Below are 24,232 nucleotides of genomic sequence, written 5' to 3'. Positions count from 1 at the left end.
GGTCACAGGCCGGCCGATCGGGCCTCGCCGAGCTCCGTCAGGCGGTCGCGGAGGCGTTCCGCCTCGTCCGGGGCCAGACCCGGGATCTTGGCGTCGGTGGCCGCCGCGGCCGTGTGCAGCTGGACGGACGCCAGCCCGAAGCGTCGCTCCAGCGGGCCCGAGGTCACCTCCACCAGCTGCATCCGCCCGTACGGGACCACCGTCTCCTCCCGCCACAGCACCCCCCGGCTGATCAGCAGGTCGTCCGCCCGCTCCGCGTAACGCCAGGACCGCCAGTTCCGCCCGATCAGCACCCACCCCCAGACCAGCGGCAGCAGCCATATGCCGCCGAGGGCGGCCCACCCCGCTCCGGCGAGCAGCCCCAGCGGGAGGGCCGTCGCCACCACCAGCAGGGACGTCCACACCACCAGCAGCAGCCGCCGGAGGGAGAGCAGCCCACCCGGCAGTCCGACCCATGCGGGCCGGTCCGTCTCACCCGTCGTCCCCGTTTCCATGCCCCCACCCTAGGACTGCGACAATGCGCCCATGACGGAGACCACGGTCGGCATCGGCGGCGCGGCGGAGAGCACCGACATGGTGCTCAACATCGGACCGCAGCACCCTTCCACCCACGGCGTGCTGCGGCTGCGGCTCGTCCTGGACGGCGAGCGCATCGCGAGCGCCGAGCCGGTGGTCGGCTACATGCACCGTGGCGCCGAGAAGCTGTTCGAGGCCCGTGACTACCGCCAGATCATCATGCTCGCCAACCGCCACGACTGGCTGTCGGCCTTCTCCAACGAGCTCGGCGTGGTCATGGCGGTCGAGCGGATGCTCGGCATGGAGGTCCCCGAGCGCGCCGTGTGGATGCGCACGCTCCTCGCCGAGCTGAACCGGGTCCTCAACCACCTGATGTTCCTCGGTTCCTACCCGCTGGAGCTGGGCGGCATCACCCCGATCTTCCACGCGTTCCGCGAGCGCGAGGAGCTCCAGGCGGTCATGGAGGAGATCTCCGGCGGCCGCATGCACTACATGTTCAACCGGGTCGGCGGCCTCAAGGAGGACCTCCCGGCGGGCTGGCTCGGGCGGGCCCGGGCGGCGGTCGCCGACGTCCGCACCCGGATGGACGTCTACGACAAGCTCGTCCACGGCAACGAGATCTTCCGCGGCCGCACCCGCGGCGTCGGCGTCCTGTCCGCGGAGGCGGTGCACGCGTACGGGGTCTCCGGTCCGATCGCCCGCGCCTCCGGCGTCGACTTCGACCTGCGCCGCGACGAGCCGTACCTGGCGTACGGGGAGCTCCAGGACGTCCTGAAGGTGGTCACCCGCACCGAGGGGGACTGCCTGGCCCGCTTCGAAGTGCTGCTGGAGCAGACGCACAACGCGCTGGACCTGGCCGTGGCCTGCCTGGACCGGATGGCGGAGCTGCCGCCGGGGCCGGTCAACCAGCGGCTGCCGAAGGTGCTGAAGGCGCCCGAGGGGAGCACGTACGCCTGGACGGAGAACCCGCTCGGCATCAACGGCTACTACCTGGTCTCCAAGGGCGAGAAGACCCCGTACCGGCTGAAGCTGCGCAGCGCCTCCTTCAACAACATCCAGGCCCTGGCGGTCCTGCTGCCGGGGCAGCTGGTGGCGGACATGGTGTCGATCCTGGGCTCCCTCTTCTTCGTCGTCGGCGACATCGACAAGTAGGCCCGCGGCCGGCCCGCGGACCTGACAGTCGGGCGTCCCCACCGGCCGGGCGGGGACGGGACCGCCCCTAGGGTCGCCCGCATGACCACTGCCACCCGCGACGACCTCACCGGCTACCTCCGCAGGCTCGGGGTCACCGACCCCGGCGCCCCCTCCGAGGAGGGGCTGTACGCGCTCGCCCGCGCCCATGTCGAGCGCGTGCCGTTCGAGAACACCGGCATCCAGCTGGGCCGGCCCCCGGGCATCGACCCCGCGTCGTCCGTGCGCCGGATCGCCGCCGGGCGCGGCGGCTACTGCTTCCACCTCAACGGGGCCTTCGCCCTGCTGCTGGAGGAGCTCGGGTACGAGGTGACGCGCCACCTCGGCGGGATGCACGGCGACCCGCTGTCCCGGGACGCGGGCGGCGACCACCTCGCCCTGACGGTACGGGTCGGGGGGCGGGAGCACTTCGTCGACGTCGGCATGGGCGACGGCCCGTACGAACCCCTGCCCCTGCGGGAGGGCGTGTACGCGCAGGGGTTCGCCTACCGGCTGGAGCCGGCGGAGGTGACCTGGGACGGGGGCGGCGAGGGCGGGGGCTGGAGCCTGCACCGGGACGGCGTGCCGACGCCGCGCATGAACTTCCGCTCGGCGCCGGCCGCCATGGCCGACTTCGAGCCGGCGCACCGGCGGCTGTCCACCGCCGAGGACTCCCCCTTCCGGCAGTCGTTCGTCATGCTGCGGCGCGGCGCCGGGGGCATCGACCGCCTGCACGGCCGCATGCTGGTCCACACCGCCGCGGACGGCACGCGCACGGTACGGGAGCTCACCACCGCCGAGGAGTTCTACGGAGCGGTCACCGGGGTCTTCGACCGCGGCCTGGACGACCTCTCCCCCGAGGACCGCACCGCCCTGTGGACCCGGGTGACCCGGGCCCACGAGGCCTGGCGCGCGTCGCGGGCGGAGACCGCCGGCTGAGGCGGGACGCGGACCGGCCGCGCCCCGCGCCGGGGCCGTCGCGGCGGGGGCGCGCGCGTCGGCCCGGCGGAGTCGATGTCGGTGCGGCAGGGCAGACTTGGGGCATGTCCGCTTCCCCCCGACGGGCCTGCCCGTCCTGCGGCCGCGACTGCGCCGTGACCGCCGGCCGGATCGCCCGCCACGACCCCCCGGCGGGGCGCCGCGCCGGCCTGGTGTCCTGTCCCGGGTCGCGGGCGCGCGTGGTGCTCGGCGCCTCCGCCCCGACGCTGGACGGCTTCGTCCTGGGCCCGAACCCGGGCCAGCTCCCGCTGTTCTGACCCCGCGCGGCGGCAACCACCCGCCCCGCCGCGGGGGGGGGTGCCTCCCCGTCGGCCTAGGCCGCCGCCACCGCCTCCGGTGCGCCCAGCAGTCCGAGCAGCCGGGCGGTGCCGTCCGCCCCGTAGCCCGCGTCGACCCCGCGCCGGTACAGCTCGGCGTGGGCGGCGAGGATCCCGGTGTCCACGCCCGAGCCGGCGGCCGTGTGCAGGACGTGCTCCAGGCTCGCCGCGCACATCGCGAGGCGGGCGTGGCTGCCGTCGTGGTCGTCCGCGTCGGCGAGGGGCGCGGAGCCCTCGTAGAAGCCCCGCATGCTGTCGGCGGTGTACCCGGCGTACGGGAGGATGTCGGCCGCCGTCAGGCCGTTGGCGCGGGCGACGGCGAGCGCCTGGTACCAGCCGGTGTACGCGGTCCAGAACATGATCATGTTGAGCTGGTAGTAGAGCTGCGCGTGGCCCGGGTCGGCGCCGCGGTAGTCGGTGGCGGCGAGCACGTCGAGCGCGGCGCGCTGCTCCTCGTACACCTCCCGGGGGCCGCTGACGAAGATCGAGGCGCCCTCCTGCCCGATGCCGGTCGGCGGGACGTTGACCCCGCCGGTGAGGTACGAGGCGCCGCGCGCCCGCGCCCACCCGGCGGCCGCCCGCGCCTTCTCCGGGACGTCCGAGGACAGGTTGGCCAGCACGCGTCCGTCGAGGTCGGCCTCACCGAGGGCGGTGTACACGGCGTCGACGTCGATGAGGCTGACGATGCTCAGCCGGCTCGCGGCGACTGCCTCGGCGGCGCTCGCGGCCCGCCGGGCCCCGCGGGCCAGCAGCTCGGCGTCCTTGCCGGGGCTGCGGTTCCAGACGGTGACGCCGTAGCCGGCGTCGAGGTAGGCGGAGGCCATGGCCTGGCCCATGGGACCGAGGCCGATGATCGAAACCTGGTTCATGACGGAGTTCTCCCCACGAAGATCGATCTAGAACGAACGCTCTATCCAGCGCTCGGCCCGACCGTAGCACGGGACTAGAACGAGCGCTCTATCCAATTCCGGGGGTAGACTCCGCCGCATGGCAGCGACAGGGGAAGCAACGACGGCGACGGCAGCGGCGGCGGCGCCGAAGAAGAAGCAGGCGGAACCGGGGACGCGCGAGCGCCTGGTCCGCACCGCCTCCCGCCTCATGCAGCACGGCGGGTACGAGAGCACCCCGGTCAAGCAGCTCGTCCGCGAGGCGGAGGCCACGCTGGGCTCGCTCTACCACTTCTTCCCGGGCGGCAAGCAGGAGCTCGCGGTCGCCGCGATCGGCTACGGCGACGGGGAGTTCGCCGCGATGCTGGGCGCGGCGCTGGACTCCGACCCGGACGCGGCGCGGGCGATCGAGGCGGCGGCCGGGGTGCTGGCGGACGCCCTCGCGGCCTCGGACTGGCGCGACGGCTGCCCGGTCACGGCCACGGCCCTGGAGTCGGTGGGACGGCTGCCCGAGCTCCAGGAGGCGTGCGCGCGCTCCTTCGGGCACTGGCAGGAGCTGGTGGCGGCGAAGCTGCGGTCTTCCGGCGTCGGGGAGGAGGAGGCCCGGGACCTCGCGGTCACCGTCATCGCCACTCTGGAGGGCGCCGAGATGACGGCCCAGGTGACCCGGTCCCGCACCCCGCTCCTGCTCGCGGGGCGCCACCTGTCCCGCCTGGTGTCGACCTACGCCGGCTGACGCGACGGGGCCCGGACGGGCCCGTCCGCCGCGACTAGGAGATGGCCGTGCGGAGGCGGACCACGTCGATCGGCTCGGTCTCGTCGTGGGCCGTCAGGTCGATGACCTGGCCCACCGCCAGCTGCTCCGGCGTCGCCGGCTTGAACTCCGCTCCGGCCTCGTCCTCGGCGGACTCCGCCTTGTGCGCGGCCAGCGCCTCCGCGCCGACCACGTCCGCCAGGTCCTCGTTCTGCACGGACTCGATCGCGGCACGCGCCTGCGCGGTGTTCTTCGTGCCGAAGAAGTCGAAGCCGCCCTCGACGCGCGAGGCGGAGCGCCGCTGGGCCGCGTACGGGGCGACCGGCGCCGCGGGACGCCGCACCGGCACTGCCGGCGTCAGGGCCGCGGCGGAGGTGGGGGCGGGCGCGGGGACCGCCGGACGGGCGTGGGCGTCGGCGGAGGGGGCCGGCTCCTCGGGGGCGGACGCGGAGGGCGCCGGCTCCTCGGGGGCGGCGGCCGCGGCCGCCCGCGCCTGCGACTTGCGCAGCAGCGCGGTCATGGCCGCGTTGGCCCGCGCGTACCCGACCGCGGTCGGCGCCCCGCTGCCGGTGCGCTCCTGCGACACCGCCGGGAGCTCCTTCGGGGTGCCCGCGTTCTCCAGCGCCAGCAGCCGCCGCTTCTCCAGCGCGCTGGCCCGCTCGGTCTCGGCGGTGGCGTACCGGCGCAGCAGCGCGGCGTGCTCCCCGCGCAGGCCCGCGAGTTCGACCCGCTTGGCGCGGAGCTTGGCGTCCAGCTTGGCGCGCAGGACGCGGGCCTCCTCGATGTCGGACTCCAGCTCGGCTATCCGCTCGTCGGTCTTCCACTCGTCCTTGACCCGCTCGCGGGCCAGCTCCGCCACCCGGCGGCCGGCCGCCCGGTCCCAGGAGCGCATCAGGACGGCGCCGCCGATGCCCGCGGCCGCCGTGAGGGCCACGAGCAGGCGCAGCGCGAGGGGTTCCGCGAGGAGCCAGGCCGCGCCGGCGCTGGCGACGGACACCCCGCCGACGGCCGTCGGCGTGAGAAGTCGGTGCAGGGGCTCGGGATTGCGGTGACGTCCACGGGGCATGGCCTGAAATTTACAGGGCGTGGGCCTCGCGTGGGGTACCCGCCCGGCAATCTCTTCCCGCGCGGTTACCCCACAATTGGCCATCAACCGTGTAACCGCTACTTCTTCAGAAGGGCCTTGGCCTCCAGATAGGCCTTCGCGACGTCCGCCGGCTTCGCCCGCTCCGCGTCCACCTTGCGGTTCAGTTCGACGAGGTCGGCGGTCGTGAGCACCTTGGTGAGCCGCTCCAGCGCGGCCGCGACCTCCGGCGCCCCGGCGTCCTTGGCGTTGACGACCGGGAGCACGTTGTCGGCGTTCTGGAGCTTCTTGTCGTCCTCCAGCAGGACCAGACCGAAGCCGTCCAGCGTGGCGTCGGTGGTGGTGGTCAGCACGAGCTGGTCCACCCCGTCCTTGACGGCCTGCTTGGCCTGCGGGGTGCCGACGCCCTTGGGGTCGATACCGGAAACCTGGATTCCGTACGTCTTCTCCAACCCGGGGGCGCAGAAGGGGCGGACGGAGCATTCGTCACCCGCCGCGATCTTCACCTTCTGGCCCGACTTTCCAAGATCGGAAAGCGTCCTGAGGTTGTTCTTCTGCGCGAATTCCCTGCTCACGGCGAAGGCGTTCTGGTCGACGGCCGCGCCCGCCGGGAGCGCCTTCAGCCCGAGCGGCGCCGCCAGCTTCTCCAGCGCCGCGACCGTGGCCGCCGCGTCGCTCGACGCGACCGGCTTCCCCTTCGGCGCGTCCGGGCCGTTCACCTTGGCGTTGAGGAACTCCGCCAGGGTGGCGGCGTACTCCGGGACGACGTCGATCTCGCCCTTCTCCAGCGAAGGCTCGTACAGCTCGCGGTTGTTGACCGTGGTGACGGAGGTGTCGTAGCCCGCGTCCGCCAGGAGCCGCGCGTACAGCTCGGCCAGCACGTTCGACTCGGTGAAGCCGGCCGCGCCGACCACCAGCCTGCCCTTGGCTCCGCCGCCCCCGGACGAGGAGGACGAGCCGCCGTCCTTGGCCTTCTCCAGGCTGTCGCCCCCGCAGGCGCTGAGCGAAACGGTCAGGGCCACCGCGCCCAGGGTCGCGCCGAGGATGCGCGTGGACTTGCTCATCATGCTCCTTGGAGATCAGGGGAAAGCATCGGAAAAAGGGACGGACTCAGCGCGGCGCCGGGCGGCCGCGGCGCAGCAGCAGCCGGTCCGCCGCCACCAGGAGGCCCTCCACCAGCAGGGCCAGCAGCGCGACCAGCAGGGCGCCCGCCACCACCTGCGGCGTGTCGTACGTGTTGAAGCCGGCGGTGATGATCCGGCCCAGGCCGCCCTGGCCGACCATCGCCGCGATCGTGGCGGTGGCGACGACCTGGACGGCGCCCGAGCGCAGCCCGGTCATCACCAGCCCCCGCGCGAGCGGCAGTTCCACCCGCCAGAACAGCTGCCGGCCGGACATGCCCATGCCCCGGGCCGCCTCGACCACGGCGCGGTCCACCTCCCGTACGCCGACGTACGCGTTGGTCAGCAGCGGCGGTACGGCGAACAGCACCAGGGCGGCCACGGTCGGCAGGTAGCCGGCACTGCGCAGCGGCGAGACCATGAACAGGGCCAGCACCGCGAACACCGGCACGGCGCGCCCCACGTTGGAGACGTTCACCGCGAGCGCCCCGCCCCGCCCCACGTGTCCCAGCCACAGCCCCACCGGCAGGGCCACCGCGCAGGCGATGCCCAGGGCGGTCCCGCTGACCAGCAGGTGCTCGGCCAGGCGGTGCCGGACACCGCTCTCGCCCGACCAGTTGGCGCCGTCGGCCAGCCAGCCGCAGGCCTTCCCGAGGACCCCCACGCCTCAGCCCCCCTTCCCCGCCCGCGCGGGCCGTCCGGCGCGGGTCCACGGTGTCAGCAGCCGCTGGAGGCCCAGCAGCAGCAGGTCGGCGGCGAGCGCGAGCAGGACGCACAGCGCGGAGGCGGTGAGCACCTGCGCCTTGAAGGAGCTGTTCACGGCAGGGGCGATCAGGTTGCCCAGTCCGCCCTTGCCGACGATCGAGCCGACGGTGGTCAGCGCCACCGTGGAGACGGTCGCGATCCGCACCCCGGCGAGCAGCGCGGGCAAGGCCAGGGGCAGTTCGACCTGCCACAGCAGCCGCGCCGGGCCGTAGCCCATGCCGCGCGCGGCCTCGCGCACCTCCTCGGGGACGGCCTCCAGGCCGGCCAGCACGTTGCGGACCAGGATGGTCAGCGAGTACAGCACCAGGCCGGTCACCACGAGCGCCGCCGAGAGCCCGAAGAAGGGCAGCAGCAGGGAGAACATGGCGAGCGAGGGAACCGTGTAGAGCAGGGTGGTCAGGCCGAGCACCGGGGCCGCCCAGCGGCGGCCGCGGCGGGCCAGGAGCGCGAGGGGGACGGCGACGGCGACGCCGATGAGCACCGAGACGGCCGTGATCCAGACGTGTTCGAGGGTGGCGTCGGCGAGTTCGGGGGCGCGGGAGCTGACGTAGTCCCAGCAGATCCAGTCGTTCGTCACCAGGCAGTTCCGTACCGCCACCCCGCCCACCCCCCTCTTCCCTCGCACACGCGTACCCGAAGACCCGGCCAGTGCGACCATAACCCCGGGCGCCCGCACTGGCCGGAATCATTCGCACAGGTGCAACACTCCCCTCACAAAGCCTTCGCCCATCCGTGAGCAGCGGTGGGGGAGGATGGCGGAGTGATCCGATTCGAGCATGTGACCAAGCGCTACCCCGATGGGACGACGGCCGTCGAGGACCTGACGTTCGAGGTGGCGGAGGGCGAGCTGGTCACACTGGTGGGCCCGTCCGGCTGCGGCAAGACGACTACGATGAAGATGGTCAACCGCCTCATCGAGCCCACCTCCGGCCGGATCCTGCTCGACGGCGAGGACGTCTGCGCCGCCGACCCGGTCGAGCTGCGCCGCCGCATCGGGTACGTCATCCAGCAGGTCGGGCTGTTCCCCCACAAGACCGTGCTGGAGAACACGGCGACCGTGCCGCAGCTGATCGGCACCCCGAAGGCGAAGGCCCGCGCGCGGGCGGCCGAGCTCCTCGACCTCGTCGGCCTGGACCCGGCCGTGTACGGGGACCGCTACCCGGAGCAGCTGTCCGGCGGGCAGCGCCAGCGCGTCGGGGTCGCCCGCGCGCTCGCGGCGGACCCGCCGGTGCTGCTGATGGACGAGCCGTTCGGCGCGGTGGACCCGGTGGTGCGCGAGCGGCTCCAGAACGAGTTCCTCACCCTGCAGCGGACCGTCCGCAAGACGATCCTGCTGGTCACCCACGACCTGGAGGAGGCCGTCCGGCTCGGCGACCGGATCGCGGTCTACGGGACGGGCACCATCGAGCAGTTCGACCGCCCGGCGGCCGTGCTCGGCGCCCCGGCGACCGACTACGTGGCCTCCTTCGTCGGCGCCGACCGGGGGCTGCGGCGCCTCGCGGTCACCCCGGTCGGGGAAGCGGACCTGACGGCGGCGCGGGAGGGCGAGGCCCCGGCCGGCTCGGTCGCGCTGGGGGCGTCGCTGCGCGAGGCGCTGGCGGCCCTGCTCCAGGAGGACGCGGGGCGGATCGGGGTCACGGATCCGGAGTCCGGCGCGCTGGTCGGCGTCCTGACCCCGGAGGGCGTCCACCGGGCCCTGCGCCGGGCCGAACCGCCCGCGGCATGACGAAGGGCCCGACAGGAGTCGGGCCCTGACCACGCGCGAGCACGAGGGGCTCGGTACTGCTGCACTGCTGCACTGCTGAACTGCCGGAACCGCGTGCGCCGCTTCAGGCCTGCATGCGGCTGCTCATCCACACCAGCATCGGCGGGATCTCGCGGCGCCAGGTGTTGAAGTTGTGGCCGCCGCTGTCGAGGATGATCGAGGAGACCCGGTCCGGACCCTTGACCAGCTTGATGAACTTCTTGGTGTCGTTCAGGTTGTCCTCGCCCTTCTCGCTCGTGGTGACGAGGAAGGAGGTGCCGGTCGGCTTCTTGTTCTCCATGCTCCACAGCACGTCCGCGGCCTTCTTCAGCTTCTCGTCGCCGTGGAAGAGGTCACCGGTCGTCGGGTCGTCGGCCGCCTTGTAGTACGCGGACAGGCCGGCGGCGGCGCCGAAGACCTGCGGGTGGTGCGCGGCGATCTTCAGGGCGCAGTAGCCGCCCGTGGAGTTGCCGATGAAGCCCATGTTCTGCGGCTTCTTGCCGACCCGGAAGGTGCCCTGGATCGCCTGCGGCAGGTCCTGCGCGAAGAAGGTCTCCGTCTGCGGGCCGCCCGGTATGTCCACGCACTCGGTGTCGCGCGGCGGCGCGATGGTCGGGCGCAGCATGACGAGGATCATCGGCTTCATCTTGCCCTGCTTGGCCTGCTTGAAGGCCGTCATCGGGTAGTTCAGCCCTTTGATGAGGTTCTCGGCGGTACCCGGGTAACCCGTGAGGACGATGGAGGCGGGGAAGTTCTTGTCCTTGTGCTGCGGCTGGAAGTACTCCGGCGGGAGCCAGACGTAGCCGGGGCTCGTTATCTTCGACTTCTGCCCGGTGATGGCCACCTTCAGTATCTGACCGCCGACCTGCGGCTGGCCGCCGCCGGGGACGTCCAGCTTCTGCTTGTCGATGACCTTGATGTCCTTGCTGCTCATCGAGTGGTCGACGACCTTGCCGATGGCCGTCTGCTGGCCGAACAGGTCGGCCCAGGAACCGTAGAAGAGGAAGGACTTGTTGGCGGCGAGACCGACTGCCGAGAACAGCGCCAGCTGGGTCGCGAGCAGGAGGCCGACCCGGCCGAGGACCGACCGCCAGGTGCGGCCCGAGAGCTTCGGCCAGAGCCAGACCGTCACCGCGAACAGCGCTACACCCGCGATGATGGCCAGGACCAGAACGGCATTACTGGTGAGACCCATGAGCAGTCAGTCGACTTTCTGATGGCAGGACTGGATTTTTCCGACGGAAGAGTGAACCCGCTCCTCCTCGATGTCGTCCTAGTGGACGCACCACACTCCGGAGGCTGTCGCGGCCTTCGGCCACATGATCTCTCGCGGAGCAACGGGAAGCGATGTCTAGCAGGATAGATGGCGATAAGTCGGGACAGGTTCCGAGTAAGGTCCGGCGAATCTTCCGCGGACCCAAGCCGGAGTCGGTGCCCGGTCTCGTAGGTACGGCCGTCATGATCGTCGGCCTTCTGGACATCGCGGCGGGCGTCTTCCCGCGATTCCGCCACAGCCGGTTCCACGCGGTCACCGAGGTGCTGCCCGGCTCCCTGGGCCCCTTCGCCGCGGCCCTCTCCATCAGCGCGGGCGTCCTGATCCTGCTGCTCGCGCACGGACTCAAGCGCAACAAGCGGCGCGCCTGGCGCGCCGCCGTGATCCTGCTGCCGGCCGGTGCGGTCGCGCAGTTCGTCTACCGGCACTCGATCATCAGCGTGGTCATCTCGGCGGTGCTCCTCGCGCTGCTCGTACGCCACCAGGGTGAGTTCAAGGCCCTCCCGGACCCGCGCAGCCGCTGGAAGGCGCTCGCGAACTTCGTCCTGATGAGCGCCGGCTCCATCGGCCTGGGCCTGGTCATCGTCAACGTCCACCCGAACAAGGTCGTCGGCCACCCCAGCCTCTACGAGCAGATCACCCACGTGGTCTACGGCCTCTTCGGCTTCGAGGGCCCCGTCGACTACGCCGGACGGGTGAGCTGGACCGTCGGCTACTCCCTCGGCGCCCTCGGCATGCTGACCGCCGTCACCACGATCTACCTCGCCTTCCGCCCCGAGCACCCGGCCGCCCAGCTCACCGCGGACGACGAGGAGAAGCTGCGCGAGCTGCTCGCCAAGCACGGCGGCCGCGACTCGCTCGGCCACTTCGCGCTCCGCCGCGACAAGGCCGTCGTCTTCTCCCCCAGCGGCAAGGCCGCCGTCACCTACCGCGTGGTCTCCGGCGTCATGCTCGCCTCCGGCGACCCCGTCGGCGACGTCGAGGCCTGGCCCGGCGCCATCGAGCGCTTCATGGAGGAGGCCAAGGCCCACTCCTGGACCCCGGCCGTCGTGGGCTGCAGCGAGACCGGCGGCGAGGTCTGGACCCGCGAGACGGGCCTGGACGCCCTGGAGCTCGGCGACGAGGCCATCGTCGACGTCAAAGACTTCTCCCTCGCCGGACGCCCCATGCGCAACGTCCGCCAGATGGTGAAGCGCATCGAGCGCAACGGCTACACCACCAAGGTCCGCCGGGTCAGCGAGCTGAACGAGTTCGAGCTGTCCCAGGTGCGCGGCGCGGCCGAGGCCTGGCGCGGCACCGACACCGAGCGCGGCTTCTCCATGGCCCTGGGCCGCATCGGCGACCCGGGCGACGGCGACTGCATCATCGCCACCGCGCACCGCGTGGAGGAGGGCGACAGCAGCCCCTTCGGCGACCTGAAGGCCATCCAGCACTTCGTGCCGTGGGGCAAGGACGGCATGTCGCTGGAGATGATGCGCCGCGACCGCGGCGCCGACCCGGGCATGAACGAGCTGCTGATCGTCGCCTCCCTCCAGCAGGCCCCCGAGCTGAAGATCGAGAAGGTCTCCCTGAACTTCGCGATGTTCCGCGCGGCCCTGGCCCGCGGCGAGAAGATCGGCGCCGGCCCGGTCCTGCGCGCCTGGCGCAGCCTGCTCGTCTTCCTCTCGCGCTGGTTCCAGATCGAGTCGCTGTACAAGTTCAACGAGAAGTTCCGCCCCCGCTGGGAGCCGCGGTTCATGGTCTACCGCCACCACCGCGACCTGCCCCGCATCGGCTTCGCCGTGATGCAGGCCGAGGGCTTCGTCACCCTGGCCCTCCCCCGCCTCTTCGAGAGCCGCCGCCGCCCGAAGCAGGTCCGCCCCTGCGCCCACCAGGAGACGGCGATCCCGGCCCAGCAGGACCGCGAGGTCCAGGCCGCCTAGCCGCCACCGCCCCCACGCCCCCGTGCCCGCCAGGGCCCGGGGGCGTTCCGCTGCGCGGGATCTACCCTGGACCCCATGAACACCACCGCCCCCCGGGGCCACGTGGCCGGGCTCCCCGACTGGGACCGCTGCGCGGTCATGGGCGTCGTCAACGTCACCCCCGACTCCTTCTCCGACGGCGGCCGCTGGTTCGACACCACCGCAGCCGTCAAGCGCGGCCTCGACCTCGTCGCCCAGGGCGCCGACCTCGTCGACGTCGGCGGCGAGTCCACCCGCCCCGGCGCCACCCGCGTCGACGCCGAGGAGGAGCTCCGCCGCGTCGTCCCCGTCGTCCGCGGCCTCGCCTCCGAGGGCGTCGCCGTCTCCGTCGACACCATGCGCGCGACCGTCGCCGAACAGGCCGTCGCCGCCGGCGCCCGGCTCGTCAACGACGTCAGCGGCGGCCTCGCCGACCCCCGCATGATCCCGGCCGTCGCCGCCACCGACGTCCCCTTCGTCGTCATGCACTGGCGCGGCTTCAGCGACAACATGAACAGCCTCGCCGTCTACGCCGACGTCCTCGGCGAGGTCACCGCCGAACTCCGCGCCCGCATCGACGCCGTCGTCTGCGGAGGCATCTCCCCCGAGCGGATCGTCGTCGACCCGGGCCTCGGCTTCGCCAAGAACGCCGAACACGACCTGGCCCTCGTCGCCCGCCTCCCCGAGCTGCGCGCCCTCGGCTTCCCCCTCCTCGTCGCCGCCTCGCGGAAGCGTTTCCTCGGCCGGGTCCTGGCCGGCGCCGCCGACGCCGCCCCGCCGCCCGCCCGCGAGCGGGACGCCGCCACGGCCGCCGTCTCGGCCATCGCCGCCCACCAGGGCGCCTGGGCCGTACGGGTGCACGAGGTACGGGCGACCGCCGACGCGGTTCGGGTGGCCCGTGCCGTGGAAGGGGCTCTGTGACCCGAAGGGCCGACGGGACCGACCGTACGCACAGGGAAGGGGAACGGTGAGCCGTACCGACATCGAAGCCGTCGAAGAGGTCAACGCGGCCTTCTACGAGGCCATGGAGCGGGGGGACTTCGACGCACTGTCGGCGCTCTGGCTCGACGACGAGATCTCCTGCGTCCACCCGGGGTGGCCGGTGCTCTCCGGGCGGGGCGAGGTGCTGCGCTCCTACGCGCTGATCATGTCCCACACCGAGTACATCCAGTTCTTCCTCACCGACACCAAGGTGGCCCTCATAGGCGACACCGCCCTGGTCACCTGTACCGAGAACATCCTCAGCGGGGGCCCCGCCGAGCAGGCCGGGGAGCTCGGCCCGCTCGTCGGCCAGCTGGTCGTCGCCACGAATGTGTTCCGACGCACACCGCAGGGGTGGCGGCTCTGGTCCCACCACGGTTCTCCGGTGCTCACGGACTCCGATGACGAGGAAGAAGAGGCCTCCGACTGACCCCAAGGGCGGGGGCGAAGGTTTGTCGCAGGTAAATTCGAAGGTGGACGACGCCGACCGCACTCGGCGTAGGCCCAAGGGCCCGGGGAGTCCCGGGACCGGAAGCACCTACGAAAGCAGGAGTGATTCGCGTGGATCGTGTCGCGCTGCGCGGCCTCAAGGCTCGCGGGCACCACGGCGTCTTCCCCCGGGAACGCGAAGAAGGCCAGACCTTCATCGTCGACCTCGTGCTGCACCTGGACACCCGCCCCGCGGCGGCCGGGGACGACCTGGCCAAGACCGTGCACTACGGGGTCGTGGCCGAAGAGGTCGTCGACGTCGTCCAGGGCGAGCCCGTCGACCTGATCGAGACCCTCGCCGAGCGCATCGCCCAGCAGTGCCTCAAGCACGAGGCCGTCGCACAGGTGGAGGTCGTCGTCCACAAGCCGGACGCGCCGATCACCGTCCCCTTCGACGACGTGACCATCACGATCACCCGGAGCCGCGTGTGAACAACGGACAGAACGCCCAGAGCGACCCCACGGTCCAGCCCGTCCCCGCGTCCGTCGTCGAGGCGGTCGACGCGGCCGACGTGACGCTCTCCAACCCCAAATGGGCCGTGATCGCGCTCGGCGCCAACCTCGGCAACCGGCTGGAGACCCTCCAGGGCGCCATCGACGCCCTCGGCGACACCCCCGGGCTGCGGGTCAAGGCCGTCTCGCCGGTCTACGAGACCGAGCCGTGGGGCGTCGAGCCCGGCTCGCAGCCCTCGTACCTGAACGCGGTCATCGCCCTGAAGACCACCCTGCCGCCGTCCTCGCTCCTGGAGCGGGCGCACGCCGTCGAGGAGGCCTTCGACCGGGTCCGCGAGGAGCGCTGGGGCCCGCGCACGATCGACGTGGACATCGTGGCGTACTCCGACGTGGTCTCCGACGACCCCGTCCTGACCCTGCCGCACCCGCGGGCGCACCTGCGGGCCTTCGTCCTGGCCCCCTGGAACGACATCGACCCCGAGGCCCAGCTCCCCGGCCGCGGCCCGGTCTCCGGCCTGCTGGCCGCGATCGGCCTGAGCGGGGTCACGCCGCGGACCGACCTGGAACTCCGTCTCCCGGAATAGCCGTTAGCGTGTTCAGGTAGCAGACACTGAACAGGGGACGGGCAAGTGAAGCAACTGAGGCCGGCGGTCCTGGCGGGCACCTTCGTGATCGCCGGGGTGCTGTCCTGGGCCGGCGCCCGCCTGTGGAACGCCTACGGCACCCTGCCGGGCGTCCCACTGGCCGCGCCGATCGTGCTGGCGGTCATCGCCGCGGTGCTGTTCGCCACCGCCCTGTCGCTGCGCGCCCGCCTGAAGGCCCAGCGCGAGCGCCGTCCGGGAGCCAAGGGCGTGGAGCCGCTGATGGCAGCCCGCGCGCTGGTCTTCGCCCAGGCCAGCGCCCTGGTCGCGGCCCTGGTCGCCGGCATGTACGGCGGGGTCGGCGTCTTCCTGCTGACCGACTCCCTGGACGTCCCGGCCCGCCGCGACCAGGCCTGGTACGCGGGCGGCTCGGTCCTGGCGGGCGCCGCGGTCGTCGCGGCGGCCCTCTTCCTGGAGCACGTCCTGAAACTCCCGGAGGACGAGGACCCCGCCAAGGCCCGCGCGGCGGCCTAGGGGGCGGCGGGGCTCAGGAGTGGCGGGGACCCAGCCACTCCCACAGCGGGCGCGGCCCTGGCCCGTGGTCCTCCCAGTCGCAGAACTGGAGGTCCTCCAGGACACCGTCGTGCGCGAACAGCGTCGCCTCGCCGTCGTAGCCGCCGTCCGCGGCCAGCAGGGGGGCGCCCGCCACCGGCCCGGTCCCCCGGCCCGTCGGGGCGGCCTCCAGGGCCTCCAGGGCCTCCGCGGCCACCCTCAGGTACACACAGGGGCAGGAGCAGCCGCTGTCGCGCATCTCGGCGTACGGGATCTGCGCCCGCAGCCGCCGATGGGCCTCGGACGGGCCGTCGAGCAGCACCTCCAGCGTGCGTCGGACGCCCTCGCTCAGCGGCTCCCAGCCGGCCGGCCCGGCCACCGGGTCAGCGGGCCATGATGAGGCTCATGGCCTCGTTGCGCGTCGCGGGGTCGCGGAGCTGGCCGCGGACCGCCGAGGTGATCGTCTTGGCGCCCGGCTTGCGGACCCCGCGCATCGTCATGCACATGTGCTCGCACTCGATGACCACGATGCAGCCGCGCGGGTCCAGGATCTCCATCAGGGAGTCGGCGATCTGCGTGGTCAGCCGCTCCTGGACCTGGGGGCGGCGGGCGAAGACGTCCACCAGGCGGGCCAGCTTCGACAGACCGGTGATCTTGCCGTCGGTGGACGGGATGTAGCCGACGTGGGCCACGCCGTGGAACGGGACCAGGTGGTGCTCACAGCTGGACATGACCTCGATGTCCTTCACGAGGACCATCTCGTCGTGGCCGAGGTCGAACGTCGTGGTCAGGACGTCCGCGGGCTTCTGGTACAGCCCGGCGAATATCTCCTTGTACGCCCGCGCCACGCGCGCCGGGGTCTCCAGGAGGCCCTCGCGGTCCGGGTCCTCGCCGACCGCGATCAGGAGCTCTCGGACGGCCGCCTCGGCGCGCTTCTCGTCGAACTCGCCGATCGTGCCCTCGCCACCGGTCAGGGTCACTGGGTCGGTCATCTCATCCTCGTTCCTGTGTGCGCGTACGGCGTACAAATGTGCCGCGCCCCCCAGGCTAGAACCTGGGGGGCGCGGCATCCATTCCGGACCTGGTCAGGCCTCCGGACCGTCCTCGGAGGAGGACTCCGGGGACTTCTCCACCGACACGGCCGTCTGGGCCGAGGCCGAGGTGCCGTTGGCGGCGTTCGTCAGCTGGAGCTCCTTGGGCGAGAGCACCGGCGGACGGGTGGAGGGGGTGCGGCGGGCGGAACCGGTCCACGCCGGGCGGGCCGGGCGCTTCACGATCGTGGAGAAGATCTCGGCGATCTCCTCCTTGCCCAGGGTCTCCTTCTCCAGGAGCGCCAGCACCAGGTTGTCCAGGACGTCCCGGTTCTCGACCAGGATCTCCCAGGCCTCGTTGTGCGCGGTCTCGATGAGCTTCTTGACCTCTTCGTCGACCAGCGCCGCGACCTCTTCCGAGTAGTCCCGCGGGTGCGACATCTCGCGGCCCAGGAACGGCTCGGTGTTGTCCCCGCCGAACTTGATCGCGCCGAGGCGCTCGGTCATGCCGTACTGGGTGACCATCGCGCGGGCCGTCGCCGTGGCCTTCTCGATGTCGTTCGCGGCGCCCGTGGTCGGGTCGTGGAAGACCAGTTCCTCGGCCGCGCGCCCGCCCAGCATGTACGCGAGCTGGTCGAGCATCTCGTTGCGGGTGGTCGAGTACTTGTCCTCGTCGGGCAGGACCATGGTGTAGCCCAGGGCCCGGCCGCGGGACAGGATCGTGATCTTGTGCACCGGGTCGGAGTTCGGGGAGGCCGCCGCGACCAGGGCGTGTCCGCCCTCGTGGTACGCGGTGATCTTCTTCTCCTTGTCGGACATGATCCGGGTCCGCTTCTGCGGGCCCGCCACGACGCGGTCGATCGCCTCGTCCAGCATCAGGTTGTCGATCAGCTTGCGGTCCGAGCGGGCCGTGAGGAGCGCGGCCTCGTTCAGCACGTTGGACAGATCGGCACCCGTGAAGCCGGGGGTGCGGCGGGCGACGGCCGAGAGGTCGACGTCCGGTGCGACCGGCTTGCCCTTCTGGTGGACCTTGAGGATCTCCAGACGGCCCTGCATGTCCGGCCGGTCGACCGCGATCTGGCGGTCGAAGCGGCCGGGGCGCAGCAGCGCCGGGTCGAGGATGTCGGGGCGGTTCGTGGCGGCGATCAGGATGACGCCGCCCTTCACGTCGAAGCCGTCCATCTCGACGAGCAGCTGGTTGAGGGTCTGCTCGCGCTCGTCGTGACCGCCGCCGAGGCCCGCGCCGCGGTGCCGGCCGACGGCGTCGATCTCGTCGACGAAGACGATCGCCGGGGCGTTGGCCTTGGCCTGCTCGAACAGGTCGCGCACGCGCGAGGCGCCGACGCCGACGAACATCTCGACGAAGTCGGAACCGGAGATCGAGTAGAACGGAACGCCGGCCTCGCCCGCGACGGCACGCGCGAGCAGGGTCTTGCCGGTGCCGGGCGGGCCGTAGAGCAGCACGCCCTTGGGGATCTTGGCGCCGACGGCCTGGAACTTCGCCGGCTCCTGGAGGAACTCCTTGATCTCGTGGAGTTCCTCGACGGCCTCGTCCGAGCCCGCGACGTCGGCGAACGTCGTCTTCGGGGTGTCCTTGGTGATGAGCTTGGCCTTGGACTTGCCGAAGTTCATGACCCGGGAGCCGCCGCCCTGCATCTGGTTCATCAGGAACAGGAAGACGACCACGATGAGGACGAAGGGCAGGAGCGAGAGCAGCACGCTCAGGAACGGGCTGGTCTTGTCCGGCGTGACGGAGTAGCCGTCCGGGATCTGACCGGCTTCGTACTTGGTCTGGAGGTTCTGGGCGAGCTGTACGCCCTGGTCCCCGATGTAGTTGGCCTGGAACTTGGTGCCGCTGTTGTTACCGAGCTTCTGGCCCTTCTTCAGCTCGATCTTGATCATCTGGCTGTCGCCGGTGGTCAGCTTGGCGCTCTCGACCTGGCCACTGTTGATCGCCTTGATGACCTCGCTGGTCTCCACCGACTTGTAGCCGCCGCCGGAGCCGACGACGTTCATCAACACGACCACGGCGAGGACGGCCAGCACGATCCACATGACCGGCCCACGGAAGTATCGCTTCACGTCCATCCATACGGGGTGCCGGGCACCCCGTCCCTCCTGCCCGTAGGTAAATGCTGCTGTGAGTAAAGACTGTTCTTCGGAATGTACCCCTGTATTGTCACCCGCCGCCCCGTGGGACGGCTGACAGACCCGCCTTCTCCTCCAACGGCGGGAATCGCCCCCGGGTTCCCCCCGGGGGCGATCGCGGTGACGGAGGGGGGTCAGCCGCCGTAGACGTGCGGGGCGAGCGTCCCGACGAACGGCAGGTTGCGGTACTTCTCCGCGTAGTCGAGGCCGTAGCCGACGACGAACTCGTTGGGGATGTCGAAGCCGACCCACTCGACGTCGATGGCGACCTTCGCGGCCTCGGGCTTGCGCAGCAGCGTGACGACCTTGAGGGAGGCCGGCTGGCGGGAGCCCAGGTTCGACAGCAGCCACGACAGGGTCAGGCCGGAGTCGATGATGTCCTCGACGATCAGGACGTGCTTGTCCTTGATGTCGGTGTCCAGGTCCTTGAGGATCCGCACCACGCCCGAGGACTGGGTTCCGGCGCCGTAGGAGGACACCGCCATCCAGTCCATGGTGAGCGGGGTGGACAAGGCGCGCGCCAGGTCCGCCATCACCATCACGGCGCCCTTGAGCACACCGACGATGAGCAGGTCCTTGCCCGCGTACTCCGCGTCGATCTTCGCGGCCAGCTCGGCCAGCTTCGCGTCGATCTCTTCCTTGGTGATGAGCACCGACTGGAGGTCGTTGCCCATGTCCTTCTCGTCCACCCGCATCACTTTCGTTGTCGGCCGGGGCTCCGGAGGGCGTCCCCGGAGGACTCAGCCGTGCTTCAGCACCAATCAGCCCTGCCGGATGACAAGTCTGCCACCCTGCCGCTGGGCCTCGACGCGGCCGGGCAGGTTGATGGCCCCCTGGCCGCGCCATCCGGTGATGAGCCGGTCGACTTCCTCGATGTGGCGGGCGAAGAGGGAGCCGGCGGGCGAGCCCGCCGCGACCACGGCCCGGCGCAGCACGCGGCGGCGCACGGCGGGCGGCAGGGCGTACAGCTTGGCGCACTCCAGGCGGCCGTCCGCGTCGCGTACGCCGGCCTCCGCGTCGGCGGCCCAGGCGTCGAGGGCGTCGGCGTCGTCCCGGGAGAGCTGGGCGGTGCGGGCGAGCGCCTCCACGACCCCCTTGCCGAGCGCCTTCTCCAGGGCGGGCAGCCCCTCGTGGCGGAGCCGGGAGCGGGTGTAGGCGGGGTCGAGGTTGTGCGGGTCGTCCCAGACGGGGAGGGACTGCACCATGCAGGCCTTGCGGGCGGTCTGCCGGTCGACCTGGAGGAAGGGGCGGCGGTAGCGCCGGGTGCGGCCGGGACCTCCGGAGACCTCGGCCATGCCGGACAGCGAGCGGATGCCGGAGCCGCGGGCGAGGCCCAGCAGGACGGTTTCCGCCTGGTCGTCGCGGGTGTGTCCGAGCAGCACGGCGGCGGCCCCGAGCCGGTCGGCGGCCTCGTCGAGGGCGGCGTAGCGGGCGTCGCGGGCGGCGGCCTCGGGTCCGCCGTCGCGGCCGACGCGCACGGCGACGGACTCCACCGGGTCGAGGCGGAGGGCGGTCATGCGGCTGACGACCTCCGCGGCGCGCAGGTCGGAGCCGGGCTGGAGGCCGTGGTCGATGGTGATGCCGCCGGCCCGGATGCCGAGCTTGGGGGCCTCGAAGGCGAGGGCGGAGGCGAGCGCCATGGAGTCGGCGCCGCCGGAGCAGGCGACGAGGACCAGCGGCGGGGTGCCGGCCGCTCGGCCCGTGGGGTCGGTCAGGTCGGTGAGGACGTCGTGGAGTACGCGGCGGACCGCCAGGCGTATCGCCGCGACCGCAGGATGGGGACCCATGTCCGGTGCCCTTCGTGGAGTTCGGATGCTCGGAGGCTTCGGGGTGTTGCGCGCGGGTGGTCACTCAGAGTGCGTTGATGGTGACAGAAGCGAGCCGTTCCCCGAGCATCGCACGCCCTTCTACGGCCCACGGTCCCTCGGAAGGGTGATGCTGCTTCCCCCAGTGGGACATGTTTACGCCTCCCGAGTCACCCTTCTTCGCGCCCCGCGCTCCCCCTGCGGTGCACGCGCGCCACCCAGTCCGCGGGGCTGGCGATCTCCGCCTTGGTCGGCAGTGTGTTCGGGGAGGTCCACACGCGGTTGAAGCCGTCCATCCCGACCTCGCCGACGACGGCCCGGACGAACCGCTCGCCGTCGCGGTACTGGCGCAGCTTGGCGTCGAGGCCCAGCAGCTTGCGCAGGGCGACATCGAGCCGCCCGGCCCCGCTGGCGCGGCGCTGCTGGAACTTCTCGCGGATCTCGGCCACGGAGGGGACCACCTCGGGGCCCACCCCGTCCATGACGAAGTCGGCGTGGCCCTCCAGCAGGGACATGACGGCGGTGAGCCGGCCGAGCACCTCGCGCTGCTCGGGGGTCTGGACGAGTTCGACGAAGGAGTGGGCGTCGTCGCCGCGCTCGCCCTCGGGGCGGGCCCCGGAGAAGGACTGGACGGCCTCGCGCACCCGCTCCAGGAGGGCTCCCGGCTCCACCTCGGTGGCGCCGAGGAAGGCCTGGATCTCGCCCTCCAGGTGGGCGCGCAGCCAGGGCACGGCGGTGAACTGGGTGCGGTGGGTCTCCTCGTGCAGGCAGACCCAGAGCCGGAAGTCGTGCGGGCTGACCTCCAGCTCGCGCTCCACGTGGACGATGTTGGGCGCGACGAGCAGCAGCCGGCCGCCGGTGGCGGGGTTGCCGGGCAGGTCGGTGCCGACCGGCGCGAAGGTCTCGTACTGGCCGAGGACGCGGGAGGCCAGGAAGCTGAGCAGCATGCCGAGCTCGACGCCGGTGACCTTGCCGCCGACGGCTCCCAGGACGGCGCCCGCGGGGGCGCCGGCGCGGCGGTCCTGCATCTTGGTGAGCAGCGGGCCGAGCAGTTCGCGGAAGCCGGCGACGTTGGCCCGGACCCAGCCGGCCCGGTCGACGACGAGGACGGGGGTGTCGGGGAGGGGGCCGGCGCCGGCCGTCATCCGGGTGAACGCGCGCACGTGCTCCTCGGAGGTCCTGGCGTGCCGGCGGAGCTCCGCCACCACGGCCCGGGCCTCGTCGCGGCTGACCTCCGGACCCGGCCGTACGAGGCGGGTCGCGGTCGCCACCGCGAGGTTCCAGTCGACCATCTCCGCACCACCGATGCTCGTCATGCGTCAACGGTACGTGGACCTGCGCCGTTGCGGATCCCCCCGGGCGTCAGGGGGTGGTGGCGACGGCGGCGGCCAGTTTGTCGAGGCCCTTCTCGGCGGCGGACCCGTCGGGGGCGTTCGCGGTCAGGAAGGCGAAGGCGAGGAGCCGCCCGGACGGGTCGACGACGGTGCCCGCGAGGGAGTTCACGCCGGTCAGGGTCCCGGTCTTGGCGCGGAGCAGGCCGGCGGCCGGGGAGGTGCCGGCGTTGCGGGTGCGCAGGGTGCCGGTGAAGCCGGCGACGGGCAGTCCGGTGAGGACGGGCCGCAGCTCGGGGTGGCCGGGGTCGGCGGCCTTGGCGAGCAGGCCCGTCAGGAGGCGGGCGCTGACCTTGTCGGCCCGGTTGAGGCCGCTGCCGTCGGCGAAGCGGGAGCCGGTGAGGTCGACGCCCAGGGAGCCGAGCCGCTCGGAGACGGCCTTCTCGCCGCCCTCGAAGCTGGCCGGCTTGCCGGAGGCGAGGGCGGTCTGGCGGGCGAGGGCCTCGGCGATGTCGTTGTCGCTGTTGGTGAGCATCCGCTCGACGAGCCCGGCGAGGGGGGTGGACAGGGTGGTGGCCAGGGGCCGGGCGTCGGGGGCGGGCCTGGCCGGGGCGGGTTCGCCGGTGACCTTGACGCCCCGGTCGCGCAGCAGGCCGGCGAAGGCCCGGGCGGTGTCCTTGGAGGGGTCCTCGCTGCGTTCGACCGGTCCGGCGGTGGAGTCGTCGGGGCGGCCCTCGTCGGCGGTGAGGGCGGTGACGGGCGCGAGGTTGTCGTTGCGGCCGATGGGGTGGCGGACCGGGCCCGTGTAGAGGGTGTCGTCGTAGCCGAGGGCGACGGTGTCGGTGCCGGCCGCCCTGAGGGCCTGGGCGGTGTCGGCGGCGAGGGCCACGAGGCTGCCGCCGGAGCCGGCCGGGCTCTTCTTCTTCGCGGTGAGGGAGGGGTCGCCGCCGCCGACCAGGACGATCTGGCCCGGGCCGGGGCCGGGGGCCACGGTGGTGCGGATGCGGTGCTCGGGGCCGAGGGCGGCCAGCGCGGCGCTCGCGGTGGCGATCTTGACGGTGGAGGCGGGGGTCATGGCCTCGCCGGCCCCGGACTCGTAGAGCACCCGGCCGGTGACGGCGTCGACCACGGCCGCGCCGCGCACGGTGCCCAGCGCGGAGTCGGCGAGCAGCGGCCCGAGCACCCCGGCGAGGGCGGCGGAGGGCGCGTCCGCGGAGCGGGGGACGACGCCCTGGAGCACCCCGGGGGCGCTCGGCGCGGCCTGCGGCAGGGATCCGGCCGCGTGATCTGCGCCACCCGCCCGGCTCCAGGAGGCGGCCTTGTCCCGCTCGGCCTTACGCTGGCCGGAGTCCCAGGGACCTGCGGAGGCCACGGCCACCGCCGACAGGGCGAGGCCGGCGACGGCCGACCCCGCGATGAGCTGCCACGTCTTGACCAATGGCACCTCGGACCAGCCCCTTTCGCGATCACACATATGCGTGAGGGACACTTAACCACTGCGTCTTGCCGCGAGCATGGCACCCCACCCCCGGGATGGGCCGGACGCGCAGTAATTGAATTGAATGCCGTCTCGAAGCAGTCAAGCTTCGGCACCGGGCCGGAGCTGATCATGGAGGAGCAGGACGTGGAGTTCGACGTCACCATCGAGATCCCCAAGGGTTCGCGGAACAAGTACGAGGTGGACCACGAGACCGGCCGGATCCGTCTGGACCGTCGCCTCTTCACCTCGACCAGCTACCCGACGGACTACGGCTTCGTCGAGAACACCCTCGGCGAGGACGGCGACCCGCTGGACGCGCTGGTCATCCTGGACGAGCCCACCTTCCCGGGCTGCCTGATCAAGTGCCGCGCCATCGGCATGTTCAACATGACGGACGAGGCGGGCGGCGACGCCAAGCTGCTGTGCGTGCCGGCCTCCGACCCGCGTGTCGAGCACCTGCGCGACATCCACCACATCTCCGAGTTCGACCGCCTGGAGATCCAGCACTTCTTCGAGGTCTACAAGGACCTGGAGCCGGGCAAGTCGGTCGAGGGCGCCAACTGGGTCGGCCGCGCCGAGGCCGAGGCCGAGATCGAGGCCTCCTACAAGCGCCTCGAGGCCCAGGGCGGCCACCACTGAGCTCCGCTCGGTAAGCGCTAGAGCCGGCGGGGGGGGCCCCCCCCCCCCGGGGGGGGGCCCCCCCCCCCGGGGGGGGGGGGGCCCCCCGGGGGGGGGGGGGGGGGCGCCCCCCCCGCCCGCGGCCGGCTCACCCGGCTGTTCACCTCCGGGATGACCGAGGCCGAACGGGCGG

General features: G+C 72.4%; 26 protein-coding genes. 12 read left to right on the top strand and 14 right to left on the bottom strand.

Translation table 11 applies throughout. From position 1 onward, the window contains the following. Positions 1-2: 2 nt before the first annotated feature. On the bottom strand, positions 3-494 hold the full coding sequence (locus tag ACIRBY_RS34835) for a PH domain-containing protein (RefSeq protein WP_403908327.1): 492 nt from the start codon (positions 492-494) through the stop codon (positions 3-5). A 31-nt stretch (positions 495-525) separates the two neighbouring features. Here ACIRBY_RS34835 and ACIRBY_RS34830 point away from each other — a divergent pair, with 31 nt between their 5' ends. The 3 genes from ACIRBY_RS34830 to ACIRBY_RS34820 all read left to right on the top strand — a co-directional run bounded on the left by ACIRBY_RS34830 (position 526) and on the right by ACIRBY_RS34820 (position 2,942). Next, complete coding sequence (locus ACIRBY_RS34830; protein WP_042816650.1) at positions 526-1,668, top strand: NADH-quinone oxidoreductase subunit D; 1,143 nt, start codon at positions 526-528, stop codon at positions 1,666-1,668. A gap of 81 nt (positions 1,669-1,749) precedes the next feature. Next, a complete protein-coding gene (locus ACIRBY_RS34825; RefSeq protein WP_403908325.1) occupies positions 1,750-2,625 on the top strand; it encodes an arylamine N-acetyltransferase in 876 nt (291 codons plus the stop codon). A gap of 104 nt (positions 2,626-2,729) precedes the next feature. Further along, positions 2,730-2,942 carry a hypothetical protein gene (locus tag ACIRBY_RS34820; protein WP_403908323.1) on the top strand — a complete coding sequence of 71 codons (213 nt, stop codon included), beginning with the start codon at positions 2,730-2,732 and terminating at the stop codon, positions 2,940-2,942. A gap of 56 nt (positions 2,943-2,998) precedes the next feature. Here ACIRBY_RS34820 and ACIRBY_RS34815 read toward each other — a convergent pair whose 3' ends face one another. Then, positions 2,999-3,871, bottom strand: a complete 873-nt coding sequence (locus ACIRBY_RS34815; RefSeq protein WP_403908321.1) for an NAD(P)-dependent oxidoreductase — start codon at positions 3,869-3,871, stop codon at positions 2,999-3,001. 118 nt (positions 3,872-3,989) lie between these two features. On the opposite strand from ACIRBY_RS34815, the gene ACIRBY_RS34810 reads away from it, so the two are divergent. Further along, a complete protein-coding gene (locus tag ACIRBY_RS34810; RefSeq protein ID WP_403908319.1) occupies positions 3,990-4,625 on the top strand; it encodes a TetR/AcrR family transcriptional regulator in 636 nt (211 codons plus the stop codon). Between the two features lie 34 nt (positions 4,626-4,659). On the opposite strand, the gene ACIRBY_RS34805 is transcribed toward ACIRBY_RS34810, so the two are convergent. The 4 genes from ACIRBY_RS34805 to ACIRBY_RS34790 form a co-directional block, all read right to left on the bottom strand. Continuing rightward, positions 4,660-5,709, bottom strand: coding sequence for a hypothetical protein (locus tag ACIRBY_RS34805; protein ID WP_403908317.1), 1,050 nt, complete (start codon positions 5,707-5,709; stop codon positions 4,660-4,662). 98 nt (positions 5,710-5,807) lie between these two features. Continuing rightward, positions 5,808-6,791, bottom strand: a complete 984-nt coding sequence (locus ACIRBY_RS34800; protein WP_403908315.1) for an ABC transporter substrate-binding protein — start codon at positions 6,789-6,791, stop codon at positions 5,808-5,810. Positions 6,792-6,837: 46 nt separating this feature from the next. Further along, entirely contained in the window at positions 6,838-7,512 is a 675-nt protein-coding gene (locus tag ACIRBY_RS34795) for an ABC transporter permease (RefSeq protein WP_403908313.1), read from the bottom strand. Positions 7,513-7,515: 3 nt separating this feature from the next. Then, positions 7,516-8,211: an ABC transporter permease gene (locus ACIRBY_RS34790; protein ID WP_403908311.1), complete on the bottom strand. Its 696-nt coding sequence runs from the start codon at positions 8,209-8,211 to the stop codon at positions 7,516-7,518. Positions 8,212-8,373: 162 nt separating this feature from the next. On the opposite strand from ACIRBY_RS34790, the gene ACIRBY_RS34785 reads away from it, so the two are divergent. Beyond that, positions 8,374-9,339, top strand: coding sequence for an ABC transporter ATP-binding protein (locus ACIRBY_RS34785; RefSeq protein ID WP_403908309.1), 966 nt, complete (start codon positions 8,374-8,376; stop codon positions 9,337-9,339). Positions 9,340-9,442: 103 nt separating this feature from the next. Here the strand turns inward: ACIRBY_RS34785 and ACIRBY_RS34780 are convergent, their stop codons facing one another. Further along, complete coding sequence (locus tag ACIRBY_RS34780) at positions 9,443-10,552, bottom strand: alpha/beta hydrolase-fold protein (protein ID WP_366449697.1); 1,110 nt, start codon at positions 10,550-10,552, stop codon at positions 9,443-9,445. Between the two features lie 152 nt (positions 10,553-10,704). On the opposite strand from ACIRBY_RS34780, the gene ACIRBY_RS34775 reads away from it, so the two are divergent. The 6 genes from ACIRBY_RS34775 to ACIRBY_RS34750 all read left to right on the top strand — a co-directional run bounded on the left by ACIRBY_RS34775 (position 10,705) and on the right by ACIRBY_RS34750 (position 15,608). Next, positions 10,705-12,552 carry a phosphatidylglycerol lysyltransferase domain-containing protein gene (locus ACIRBY_RS34775; protein WP_403908306.1) on the top strand — a complete coding sequence of 616 codons (1,848 nt, stop codon included), beginning with the start codon at positions 10,705-10,707 and terminating at the stop codon, positions 12,550-12,552. A 75-nt stretch (positions 12,553-12,627) separates the two neighbouring features. After that, a complete protein-coding gene (gene folP, locus ACIRBY_RS34770; protein ID WP_403908304.1) occupies positions 12,628-13,491 on the top strand; it encodes a dihydropteroate synthase in 864 nt (287 codons plus the stop codon). A 46-nt stretch (positions 13,492-13,537) separates the two neighbouring features. Further along, complete coding sequence (locus tag ACIRBY_RS34765) at positions 13,538-13,981, top strand: nuclear transport factor 2 family protein (RefSeq protein ID WP_042809413.1); 444 nt, start codon at positions 13,538-13,540, stop codon at positions 13,979-13,981. Between the two features lie 131 nt (positions 13,982-14,112). After that, a complete protein-coding gene (gene folB / locus ACIRBY_RS34760) occupies positions 14,113-14,472 on the top strand; it encodes a dihydroneopterin aldolase (protein WP_042809414.1) in 360 nt (119 codons plus the stop codon). Beyond that, positions 14,469-15,077 (top strand): 2-amino-4-hydroxy-6-hydroxymethyldihydropteridine diphosphokinase, encoded by a 609-nt coding sequence (gene folK / locus ACIRBY_RS34755; protein ID WP_403908301.1) that lies wholly within the window; start codon positions 14,469-14,471, stop codon positions 15,075-15,077. The genes folB and folK overlap by 4 nt, the downstream gene beginning before the upstream one ends. A gap of 45 nt (positions 15,078-15,122) precedes the next feature. Continuing rightward, positions 15,123-15,608 carry a DUF3180 domain-containing protein gene (locus tag ACIRBY_RS34750; RefSeq protein WP_403908299.1) on the top strand — a complete coding sequence of 162 codons (486 nt, stop codon included), beginning with the start codon at positions 15,123-15,125 and terminating at the stop codon, positions 15,606-15,608. A 13-nt stretch (positions 15,609-15,621) separates the two neighbouring features. Here ACIRBY_RS34750 and ACIRBY_RS34745 read toward each other — a convergent pair whose 3' ends face one another. The 7 genes from ACIRBY_RS34745 to dacB form a co-directional block, all read right to left on the bottom strand. Further along, positions 15,622-16,005, bottom strand: coding sequence for a hypothetical protein (locus ACIRBY_RS34745; RefSeq protein WP_403908297.1), 384 nt, complete (start codon positions 16,003-16,005; stop codon positions 15,622-15,624). A gap of 4 nt (positions 16,006-16,009) precedes the next feature. After that, on the bottom strand, positions 16,010-16,618 hold the full coding sequence (gene folE / locus ACIRBY_RS34740) for a GTP cyclohydrolase I FolE (RefSeq protein WP_403908295.1): 609 nt from the start codon (positions 16,616-16,618) through the stop codon (positions 16,010-16,012). 93 nt (positions 16,619-16,711) lie between these two features. Then, on the bottom strand, positions 16,712-18,745 hold the full coding sequence (gene ftsH / locus ACIRBY_RS34735; RefSeq protein WP_403908293.1) for an ATP-dependent zinc metalloprotease FtsH: 2,034 nt from the start codon (positions 18,743-18,745) through the stop codon (positions 16,712-16,714). A gap of 194 nt (positions 18,746-18,939) precedes the next feature. After that, the gene (gene hpt, locus ACIRBY_RS34730) at positions 18,940-19,500 is read right to left on the bottom strand and encodes a hypoxanthine phosphoribosyltransferase (protein ID WP_007264874.1); all 561 of its coding nucleotides are present in this window, start codon (positions 19,498-19,500) and stop codon (positions 18,940-18,942) included. Between the two features lie 66 nt (positions 19,501-19,566). Continuing rightward, entirely contained in the window at positions 19,567-20,592 is a 1,026-nt protein-coding gene (tilS, locus tag ACIRBY_RS34725; protein ID WP_403908291.1) for a tRNA lysidine(34) synthetase TilS, read from the bottom strand. A 188-nt stretch (positions 20,593-20,780) separates the two neighbouring features. After that, entirely contained in the window at positions 20,781-21,926 is a 1,146-nt protein-coding gene (locus ACIRBY_RS34720) for a zinc-dependent metalloprotease (protein ID WP_403908289.1), read from the bottom strand. A 46-nt stretch (positions 21,927-21,972) separates the two neighbouring features. Then, complete coding sequence (gene dacB, locus ACIRBY_RS34715; RefSeq protein WP_403908287.1) at positions 21,973-23,415, bottom strand: D-alanyl-D-alanine carboxypeptidase/D-alanyl-D-alanine-endopeptidase; 1,443 nt, start codon at positions 23,413-23,415, stop codon at positions 21,973-21,975. A 150-nt stretch (positions 23,416-23,565) separates the two neighbouring features. Here dacB and ACIRBY_RS34710 point away from each other — a divergent pair, with 150 nt between their 5' ends. Continuing rightward, entirely contained in the window at positions 23,566-24,060 is a 495-nt protein-coding gene (locus ACIRBY_RS34710; RefSeq protein ID WP_042818871.1) for an inorganic diphosphatase, read from the top strand. The last annotated feature ends 172 nt before the right edge of the window (positions 24,061-24,232 follow it).

This window comes from Streptomyces sp. NPDC096136, assembly GCF_044763325.1.
In the GTDB taxonomy this organism is placed as follows: domain Bacteria; phylum Actinomycetota; class Actinomycetes; order Streptomycetales; family Streptomycetaceae; genus Streptomyces.
This window is presented reverse-complemented; position numbering and strand designations above follow the sequence as displayed.

What these genes read in the sequence shown, in the direction of transcription:
- ACIRBY_RS34835 (WP_403908327.1), bottom strand. Translation starts at nt 494, where the DNA reads ATGGAAACGGGGACGACGGGTGAGACGGACCGGCCCGCATGGGTCGGA.
- ACIRBY_RS34830 (WP_042816650.1), top strand. Translation starts at nt 526, where the DNA reads ATGACGGAGACCACGGTCGGCATCGGCGGCGCGGCGGAGAGCACCGAC.
- ACIRBY_RS34825 (WP_403908325.1), top strand. Translation starts at nt 1,750, where the DNA reads ATGACCACTGCCACCCGCGACGACCTCACCGGCTACCTCCGCAGGCTC.
- ACIRBY_RS34820 (WP_403908323.1), top strand. Translation starts at nt 2,730, where the DNA reads ATGTCCGCTTCCCCCCGACGGGCCTGCCCGTCCTGCGGCCGCGACTGC.
- ACIRBY_RS34815 (WP_403908321.1), bottom strand. Translation starts at nt 3,871, where the DNA reads ATGAACCAGGTTTCGATCATCGGCCTCGGTCCCATGGGCCAGGCCATG.
- ACIRBY_RS34810 (WP_403908319.1), top strand. Translation starts at nt 3,990, where the DNA reads ATGGCAGCGACAGGGGAAGCAACGACGGCGACGGCAGCGGCGGCGGCG.
- ACIRBY_RS34805 (WP_403908317.1), bottom strand. Translation starts at nt 5,709, where the DNA reads ATGCCCCGTGGACGTCACCGCAATCCCGAGCCCCTGCACCGACTTCTC.
- ACIRBY_RS34800 (WP_403908315.1), bottom strand. Translation starts at nt 6,791, where the DNA reads ATGAGCAAGTCCACGCGCATCCTCGGCGCGACCCTGGGCGCGGTGGCC.
- ACIRBY_RS34780 (WP_366449697.1), bottom strand. Translation starts at nt 10,552, where the DNA reads ATGGGTCTCACCAGTAATGCCGTTCTGGTCCTGGCCATCATCGCGGGT.
- ACIRBY_RS34775 (WP_403908306.1), top strand. Translation starts at nt 10,705, where the DNA reads ATGTCTAGCAGGATAGATGGCGATAAGTCGGGACAGGTTCCGAGTAAG.
- folP (WP_403908304.1), top strand. Translation starts at nt 12,628, where the DNA reads ATGAACACCACCGCCCCCCGGGGCCACGTGGCCGGGCTCCCCGACTGG.
- folE (WP_403908295.1), bottom strand. Translation starts at nt 16,618, where the DNA reads ATGACCGACCCAGTGACCCTGACCGGTGGCGAGGGCACGATCGGCGAG.
- ftsH (WP_403908293.1), bottom strand. Translation starts at nt 18,745, where the DNA reads ATGGACGTGAAGCGATACTTCCGTGGGCCGGTCATGTGGATCGTGCTG.
- hpt (WP_007264874.1), bottom strand. Translation starts at nt 19,500, where the DNA reads ATGCGGGTGGACGAGAAGGACATGGGCAACGACCTCCAGTCGGTGCTC.
- tilS (WP_403908291.1), bottom strand. Translation starts at nt 20,592, where the DNA reads ATGGGTCCCCATCCTGCGGTCGCGGCGATACGCCTGGCGGTCCGCCGC.
- ACIRBY_RS34720 (WP_403908289.1), bottom strand. Translation starts at nt 21,926, where the DNA reads ATGACGAGCATCGGTGGTGCGGAGATGGTCGACTGGAACCTCGCGGTG.
- dacB (WP_403908287.1), bottom strand. Translation starts at nt 23,415, where the DNA reads ATGTGTGATCGCGAAAGGGGCTGGTCCGAGGTGCCATTGGTCAAGACG.